Origin of the sequence: Peribacillus cavernae, from assembly GCF_003989135.1 — a bacterium.
GTDB classification, from domain to species: domain Bacteria; phylum Bacillota; class Bacilli; order Bacillales; family DSM-1321; genus Peribacillus; species Peribacillus cavernae.
On sequence record NZ_RYZZ01000058.1, the window covers coordinates 1 to 7,895 of the forward strand.

Consider the following 7,895-nt stretch of genomic DNA (forward strand, 5'->3'; position numbering starts at 1 on the left):
ACACTTATGCGATCGTCGGCAGCGTCAGATGTGTATAAGAGACAGGCATTATGGTGGATAATAGTTGGTGGAAAAGATGCCGTCAAGGAAAGCACTTGACCGCATCTTTTCCACCAACTGGCCGGTCTGTAAGCTGAAGAAGGAGAGATTGTGAGTGGCTCCAATCTAGCTAACTTAATTGCCAGAATTATGTAGAAATCACAAACAATGGTGAAGAGACTAAATATTCATCTTCTGTATAAAGCTGAATTTGTTTACACAAATTTTACACACTGCAAGTACAAAACCTTATAGAATCAATACTTTAAGACCTATTTCGACCCCGACCACCGGTGTTCAACCGCCAGATATGAAAAATTAGATTAATTAAAAAGCAGCAACAAAGGTTAGAAACACAAGCAAATAGATACTCCAATTCTTATAATGAATTGAGCAGAGTCTAAAAAACGAGAAATCAAATAGGGTTCCTGTATATAGCCTGCCAGCGTATTTATTTTGAATACCCCTTGAATACCCTTTACGGAAAATCGGTTAAAATCCCACCAAACCCTAAAAGGGAAAAACGTTGATTTAAAGCGGTTCACATACTTCCATATAATGAAAAATACATCCACCTTTGAAAGAACGTAAAAAATACGGTCTTAAAGGCGCTCGTCGTGCACCTCAGTTCTCAAAACGTTAATATCGGCTATATATCAACGTTTACAGCCCTTTCTCGGATTACCGAGGAAGGGTTTTTATTTTGAGAAAAAATCAGTTCGAATACCCTTCCTCTTTTGTTGGTCATATTGTTCTTTTTCTTCTTTCTTTTTACGGCCACGCTTCTTTGGTTCTGGTTTTGGTTTCTTTTCTGAAGGGTTAAAGAGAAGGAGTGATATAAGTAATGATTTCTTATCTACTTTTTTCTTGAAGTATTTTTTGCTTTAATTCATAAAGGAAGGTTGGGCTGAATCGCTGGGCGATATAACTTGCTAATTCATCAAAAAACCTTCATTTTAATAGAAAAGGAGGTCCGATATGCGAGATGATATACAACTAAATGAACGAGCTCGCTCTTCCAGGAAGTGGCAGAAGAAATGGGGATTGCAACTCCGACAGTTCGAAAGTATGACCAAATCTTAGAGCGAAATGGATATAAGTTTTTAAAAGATGGCGATAGGCATATCTTTGTTCAATCGACATCGTAGCGCATATAGCGATAGGCGATACAGACAAGCCCCTAGACGACACAGCTAAACGATATACCCGATACATATGACAATTTACTCCAGGATCTCAATCAATTAAAAGAGTTCTTAATGTTTTGAAGTAGCGTTAGATTCACATAAAAGTAAAATGACAGGTGTTTTATATACTTTAAGGGAAGTGATCGTAAAATGCTTTATGCATGGAATATTGAGAAGATCATTAAAGATACATTAGATAAGCATAATTTAAATATTAACTATGAATTTAACAATAATCTTAAAGTACCTATGAGTTATAACGTATCGACAAATACTATAAAATTTAATTATCTTCAAGTTAGCGGTTATATCAGTAAAATTAGAATTAAAGAGACAGATGAAAACTTCGTTAAAATTATTCTTTATCATGTGATTGGTTATTACTTAGATTTTAAGAAAAACAAACATGATTTAAGGATTCTAAAGTATGGTGACGAAGAAGAAATAGAAAATCTTACATCTAAAATAGAAACGAATGCTTGGGATTACGGGAGAACATTGATCCCTGAGCAGCTGTTACAGTCATATGATAAAGTACGTGAATTAGATAAAGCTCTAATAAAGAGCCGATTATCTAATATTTAAAATAATTTTCACCTATACGGTAGTGTCAGGAAATACTGGATTATTTTCTTTGTGTTTAGAGGGTTTTTTAATCGAACGAATACACTAACAGAAGGCTATCTTTTTATACATATTGCCCGCCAGCGTATTATAATTTTTGAATACCCTCTGATGCAATTTAATTAAATCGTATGAAATTGGAGCGTTAATAACCATTTTGGTTGGGGTTTTTTTTTATTATCCCCACCAAATCGTTAAAGTTCCTTATAAATAATTGGTATCGGCAAAATGCAAAAAGTAAGCATCACCCGGCCTGCGGAGTGAAAACTAATTGTATATCTCTATAATTAGAAAGAGGTACTAACGTGTTCATGGGGTGTATAAAATGAATGTCATTACGACGCTAAGAGAGAAGCAGAAGGAAAAGCAGATTAAGTATGACAGAAAAATATTAAGGGAATTATCAATTGAAACACTAAAGAATAGGGTTAAGGAGTTTTTTAGTTCGGACGGGATGAATGGGCCATATTTTATGGATGTGCTTGAGGAAAGCTGCTTCGATGTCGCCATTGAGGCGTTCCTGCTCGGGGCAAACTACAGTAAATTCGGGCATTACGGGGAGTCTGTGGAGACAGCAAGATACAGATGCAGCATCGAGGAAAAGCATCTAACTGATACGCTTTTTAACTTCATCCTCTATTGGGGGAAAGTCGGCGATAACGATATGTATAACGAGAGCCTATATTACCGCTGTGAAGCCTATGTTGGAGCATGGTGGCTGGAAGGCTTTGAAAAAGGCGAAAAACGCCGGAAAATGCGGCTTCATTAAAAATCACTAAAACTCCAGGCGTATCTTGTTCTATTCTCAGCTCTTGTCCCATATTTTTATATAGGACGGGCGAAAGGAGACAGGGTATGCGCAGGAAGTTAAAATATACAGGCTTTGCAATTGGATTTATTGTTCTGTTTTTAATCGTGACAGTAAAGTTTGTAGATGATGACTCATGGAATTCATGGAATCTTCCTCTTTCGGGTAAAATCATTATTCTTGATGCTGGCCACGGAGGCCCTGATGGCGGTGCGAACGTGCAGTCAGTACTGGAAAAAGAAATAGCTTTAAAGGTCACGTTTAAGATCAGAGATTTTTTTCAGGAGCAGGGTGCCCTTGTGATCATGACAAGAGAAAATGACAGCGATTTAGCTGATGAAAATACAAAAGGGATTCGCAACAGAAAACATGAAGATTTGCAAAACCGTGTCAAAATGATTAATAACTCTGAAGCGGATTTGTTCTTGAGTGTTCATCTTAATGCTTTTCCTTCAGGAAGGTGGAAGGGTGCCCAGACCTTTTATACAAGCCGCTACGAGGAAAACGAACAGGTCGCGAAATTTATTCAGGCGGAAATTAAACGAAATCTGGAAAATACAGATCGTGAGGCCAAGTCGATTGAAAATGTATATCTGATGAGAAATGCAAAGAAACCAGGTGCGCTTGTGGAATTGGGCTTCCTCTCGAATCAGGAAGACAGGCTAAACCTGTTAAAGGATTCATATCAAGAAAAAATCGCAGCATCTGTTTACAAAGGGGCCTTGCGTTATTTTACAGAGGAAGAGCTGCCTGACAATGAATGATCATATGCAAGACTAGAGCCGGGAAGACTTGCCGGCTCTTTTTGGCAGTGAAAATAAATAAAGGGTTTTCAAGCCTGCTTCGGAAGGCAATACTGATAATATATGGTATACTTATCAGTGGAAAAAAGAAATAAAAAAGGTAGGTGCCCGGTGTGTTAACAGAAGAGAAAGTACTGAATCTGCTAAAGGATCTTCAAGACCCTTTTCTTCATAAAAGTCTAGCGGAAACCGACGGAATTTTAGAAGTAAAGATAAAGCCTGAAAAGAACCATGTAAGCGTTAAAATCGCGATTGCAAAGACTGGCACTGGTGAACAGCTTCAATTACAGACCAAAATTGTCGAAATTTTGAAAAGTGACGGGGCAGACTCAGTCGGCATTCGGTTCTCTGAGCTTCCTGAAGATGAATTGGCCAAATACCGAACCGAAATGCCGCAGGATAATGCCGATGCCGGTTTACTTGCGCCCAACAGCAAGACGAAATTTATTGCGATCGCCAGCGGTAAAGGAGGAGTAGGAAAGTCTACTGTTTCGGTTAACTTTGCGGCGGCACTTGCCCGTCTTGGCAAAAAGGTAGGCCTTGTTGATGCCGATATTTACGGCTTCAGTGTACCTGACATGATGGGAATCTCCAAGCGCCCAGTCGTTCGCGGTGAAAGTATCATCCCGGTTGAACGCCTTGGTGTTAAAGTGATGAGCATGGGCTTCTTTGTAGAAGATAATGCCCCGATCATTTGGAGAGGACCTATGCTAGGAAAAATGCTGAATAGCTTTTTTAACGAAGTCGAATGGGGTGAGCTGGACTATTTAGTGCTTGACCTGCCGCCTGGGACCGGAGACGTTGCTTTGGACATCCATTCCATGCTCCCATCCTGTAAGGAAATCATTGTCACAACCCCGCATCCAACAGCTGCGTTTGTCGCTGCAAGGGCAGGGGCAATGGCCATCAAGACAGAACACGAAGTAATCGGTGTCATTGAAAACATGGCTTACTTCGAAAGCAAGCTTACCGGCGAAAAAGAATATGTTTTCGGAAAAGGCGGAGGAGAAAAGCTGGCAGAAGAACTTCGCACAGAGATACTTGGACGGCTTCCGCTCCAGCAGCCTGATTGGGATGAGGAAGACTTTGCACCATCTATCTACGCGGAAGATCACCGATTGGGAAAAATTTACACAGATATTGCAATAAAAACTATCGACATTTTAGAGAAATAAATAGAAAAACGGCTGACTTTGAATGGTCAGCCGTTTGTTCTTATTGTATAGGGACGCTCGCCGGCATTACATCCTTCGTAAGGAAAGCGATAGCTTTTCGAGGATGCGCTGACATCGGCGTTCCTTTTTACAAGGCCTTGCGCTTTTGTTCTTACTGTCCACTACCCTGGCCGCCGCCGCCTTCGGCTGCTCCAGGTGCTTCTCCTTGTTGGCCTTCCCCTTGGGCGCCGCTTTTAGAATCAGTCGGCATCTCTTCTGCCGCTTTCGTCAGGATATCAGCTAGTTTTGCTTTAACCAGCGGGCTATCCATTGTTTCAATGAGGGTTTTCTTGGACATCTCTCGCATTTCCTTACTTTTAAGCAGATCATTAAATTCTTTTTGCAAGGAAGGTTCCTTCATTATATCAATAATCATGGCGCGATATTGCGGATCATTAGTTAATTCTTTTAGCAATTTTTCGTGTTCATCCTTCATGCTCTTGGCATATGCCGCTGCAAACTTAGGATCGCCAAAAGCCTTTTCCCAGAACTCTTTTCCTTTGTCGGATGTAATCGTCTTTTCAATCGTATCTGATACGACCTGCTGTTCCATGATTAGCTGGGTTTTCATACTATCATCGGACATAACATCCTGGAGGGCCTTTTTTCCATCATCCGTTTTTAATATATCGACAACCATTTTTTTGGTTTCCTCATAATCAGTATTTTCTCCGCCCATCTCGTTCTGGGCACAGCCAGTTATTATAACGAGACACATCAAGGAGAACAGAATGAAAACAACTCTGGATTTCATTATAAGAGCCCCTTTCATGACTTCTTATTATTAATATGGTTGCTTCAGTGAATTTTATTCGATGTTAAAAATGTAGATTTTTAAAGGGTGGATTGGTACAATCAGATATGTATAAACAATTACCATGGGGGATAATGATGAATAGCCGTAATATAGTGCGTTTATTTATGACCACTTTAATTATCGGCGGGGTTACCGCGGGACTTGCTGGATTTGTTGCTCGCTGGGACCAATTTGCGCCGATGTTTTCGTCCTTCGACCTTGGGGAAATTCTCTCCACGTTTGTCTGGATGTTTGGAGTGGGCTTGATTTTTAGCGTAATCAGCCAGGCGGGATATTTTGCTTATTTAACTGTCCACCGTTTTGGACTGGGAATTTTCCGAAGTGCTTCCTTATGGAACGCTGTGCAGCTTGTATTAGTCATTTTTGTCTTGTTTGACCTGGTTTATCTGCGCTTCATCACGTTTGCTGAGGGTGAGGGCCTGGGTTCATATCTAGGGCTTGCTATATTGTTATTGATTGTAGGATTAATCGTGGCTTATTTCAAGATGAAGCAAACCAATAAACAGGCGTTTATCCCTGCTTTATTTTTTATGACTGTCGTAACTATTCTCGAATGGGTTCCGGTTTTACGCGTTAACGATGAAAGCTGGATATACTTCATGCTGCTTCCTTTGCTGGTTTGCAATGCTTATCAATTGCTGATTTTGAACAAGCTTATTGAACGCTCACAGCGAGAATTGGAAAGCAAAAGAGCAAGTAAGCAAAAGAGTGGTAAACAGGCTATAAGAAAAGGAAATAAACAAAAAGTAAAAACAAAATGAAATATAAGCGGGGCAAAAGCAATAACAGCTTTTCGCCCCGCTTTTTATTAAATAAGATTAACTTTTTTCGATGTGAATTGATGTCTAGCGCAAACAGCCAAGCCTCGACGCACAGGACGTGGCGGCGCTCGTGCTTTTCTTATTCAATCTCTTCATTTCTCGCACTTGAGTTGGAAATCATTTCCGATACAGTCACGAGTTTGAGGTTTTTTGAGCGAATCTCACTTAGTAATTGTGGCAGTGCTGTATTTGTCTGTTTGGCGGAATCGGAGGCATGTAATAAAATGATATCGCCTTTGTCGGCTTGATCAACATTTTCTACAATTTTCTCCACGCCTGGATTTGTCCAATCCTTTGAATCGATGCTCCAATGAACGACACTATAACCAAAACGCTCCCCGATTTTAAGCAGGCGCTTATCGAAGTGACCGGTCGGGGCCCGTAACAGCACGATACTTTTTACATTTAACTTTTTAAACACTTCATGTGCTTTAGATATATCCTTTACGATTTCTTCATCCTTGATATCGGAATAATCCTTATAAGCATATCCCAGCAACCCGATCTCATAGCCTTCTTTTACAATGGTGGCAACGATGTCAGGGTGCCTCTCAGCCCATGCTCCAGACAGAAAAAACGTAGCGGATTTCACTTTCTCCTTTTTCAATGTTTTCAGGATAGGCAGTGCCCGCTCATCACCCCAGCCGATATTGAAAGTTAATGCGAGATTCTTTTCCCCTTTATAAACAGCTTTCGGTCCTTCAGATGTTGAAAAAACAGGCGCATGTATCATATTCTGTACAAACAGGAACCAGGCCGCAAATAATGCTGTCAGAATTACAAGACCGTATTGTTTGATCTTACGTGCGCTCAGTACCATAAAAAAATTCATCTGCATTCACCTCGTCCACCACTCTTGTCTCCATCCTATGGCTGAAACGGGAGCTTTATGCACATAAAATAAATGCTTCTGGAAAACATAACAAAAAATGATGCTCGAGGTGGAATGATGCTGGGTTTGGTGATTAATGAGAAAGAAAAAAAAGAAATGGAATACATCGTAAAAAGGGAATTGGATGAAATCTTATTCGACCTGCAGGACGAGCGCACAGAGCACATCGTAAAAAGAGCAATGGAGGAAAGATATAAAATTCTCTTTAACTTATTCAAAAGGGTAGCTCCGGCAAGAGAGTGCTTGAGATATACGAGGACGAAAAAGGCGTTTAAAGAACACGATCATATTTAAAAGTGGAAATCTGAAATTTCTAAATCTGTTTCATTAATTTTATGTTAAAAAGTATTGACGAAGCTTTTTTTCGCTGGTATATTATAAAAGCTGTTGTTAAATAAAGTATTTAAAAACCATATTTATAAACATATTAGACCTAAATTGCAATATTAAATGCAACACATGATGAAAACCCTGTAAACCGATGTCCAACATGAAAAATAAGATGATAGGACTTACTCCGCGCAACTTTATATGGAGTGGCAGGCATGATAGCCTTGGCCGGCGTAGCCAGCTTTTGTCAAAGCTTGCTTCCTGGCTGGGAACTCATGCCTGCGGAGGCTCCATGTCAAGTTGCTAAGCACCACGTCCGGCTTTACAACATCACGCCAGAAGAGCCAGCTCTTCTTGAAA

Annotated in this window: 8 protein-coding genes and 1 pseudogene; 7 read left to right on the top strand and 2 right to left on the bottom strand. The window is 40.1% G+C overall.

The genetic code is table 11. The annotated features are described in order from the left end of the window. Positions 1-616: 616 nt before the first annotated feature. The 5 genes and pseudogenes from rpsI to ELQ35_RS22235 form a co-directional block, all read left to right on the top strand. A pseudogene (gene rpsI, locus ELQ35_RS22210) lies at positions 617-682 on the top strand (30S ribosomal protein S9); the annotation flags it as partial. Positions 683-1,376: 694 nt separating this feature from the next. After that, positions 1,377-1,811, top strand: a complete 435-nt coding sequence (locus tag ELQ35_RS22220) for a hypothetical protein (protein WP_126867353.1) — start codon at positions 1,377-1,379, stop codon at positions 1,809-1,811. Positions 1,812-2,175: 364 nt separating this feature from the next. Further along, on the top strand, positions 2,176-2,619 hold the full coding sequence (locus ELQ35_RS22225; protein ID WP_126867354.1) for a YbaK family protein: 444 nt from the start codon (positions 2,176-2,178) through the stop codon (positions 2,617-2,619). Between the two features lie 86 nt (positions 2,620-2,705). Beyond that, complete coding sequence (cwlD, locus tag ELQ35_RS22230; protein WP_126867355.1) at positions 2,706-3,422, top strand: N-acetylmuramoyl-L-alanine amidase CwlD; 717 nt, start codon at positions 2,706-2,708, stop codon at positions 3,420-3,422. Positions 3,423-3,574: 152 nt separating this feature from the next. Further along, on the top strand, positions 3,575-4,636 hold the full coding sequence (locus tag ELQ35_RS22235) for an Mrp/NBP35 family ATP-binding protein (protein ID WP_126867356.1): 1,062 nt from the start codon (positions 3,575-3,577) through the stop codon (positions 4,634-4,636). Between the two features lie 151 nt (positions 4,637-4,787). Here the strand turns inward: ELQ35_RS22235 and gerD are convergent, their stop codons facing one another. Continuing rightward, complete coding sequence (gene gerD, locus ELQ35_RS22240; protein ID WP_126867357.1) at positions 4,788-5,429, bottom strand: spore germination lipoprotein GerD; 642 nt, start codon at positions 5,427-5,429, stop codon at positions 4,788-4,790. Between the two features lie 137 nt (positions 5,430-5,566). Between gerD and ELQ35_RS22245 the strand changes: the two genes are divergently transcribed. Continuing rightward, positions 5,567-6,253 carry a KinB-signaling pathway activation protein gene (locus tag ELQ35_RS22245; RefSeq protein ID WP_126867358.1) on the top strand — a complete coding sequence of 229 codons (687 nt, stop codon included), beginning with the start codon at positions 5,567-5,569 and terminating at the stop codon, positions 6,251-6,253. Between the two features lie 139 nt (positions 6,254-6,392). Here ELQ35_RS22245 and pdaB read toward each other — a convergent pair whose 3' ends face one another. Then, positions 6,393-7,145, bottom strand: coding sequence for a polysaccharide deacetylase family sporulation protein PdaB (gene pdaB, locus ELQ35_RS22250; RefSeq protein ID WP_126867360.1), 753 nt, complete (start codon positions 7,143-7,145; stop codon positions 6,393-6,395). Positions 7,146-7,262: 117 nt separating this feature from the next. Here pdaB and ELQ35_RS22255 point away from each other — a divergent pair, with 117 nt between their 5' ends. Then, a complete protein-coding gene (locus tag ELQ35_RS22255; RefSeq protein WP_126867359.1) occupies positions 7,263-7,499 on the top strand; it encodes a hypothetical protein in 237 nt (78 codons plus the stop codon). Positions 7,500-7,895: the final 396 nt, after the last annotated feature.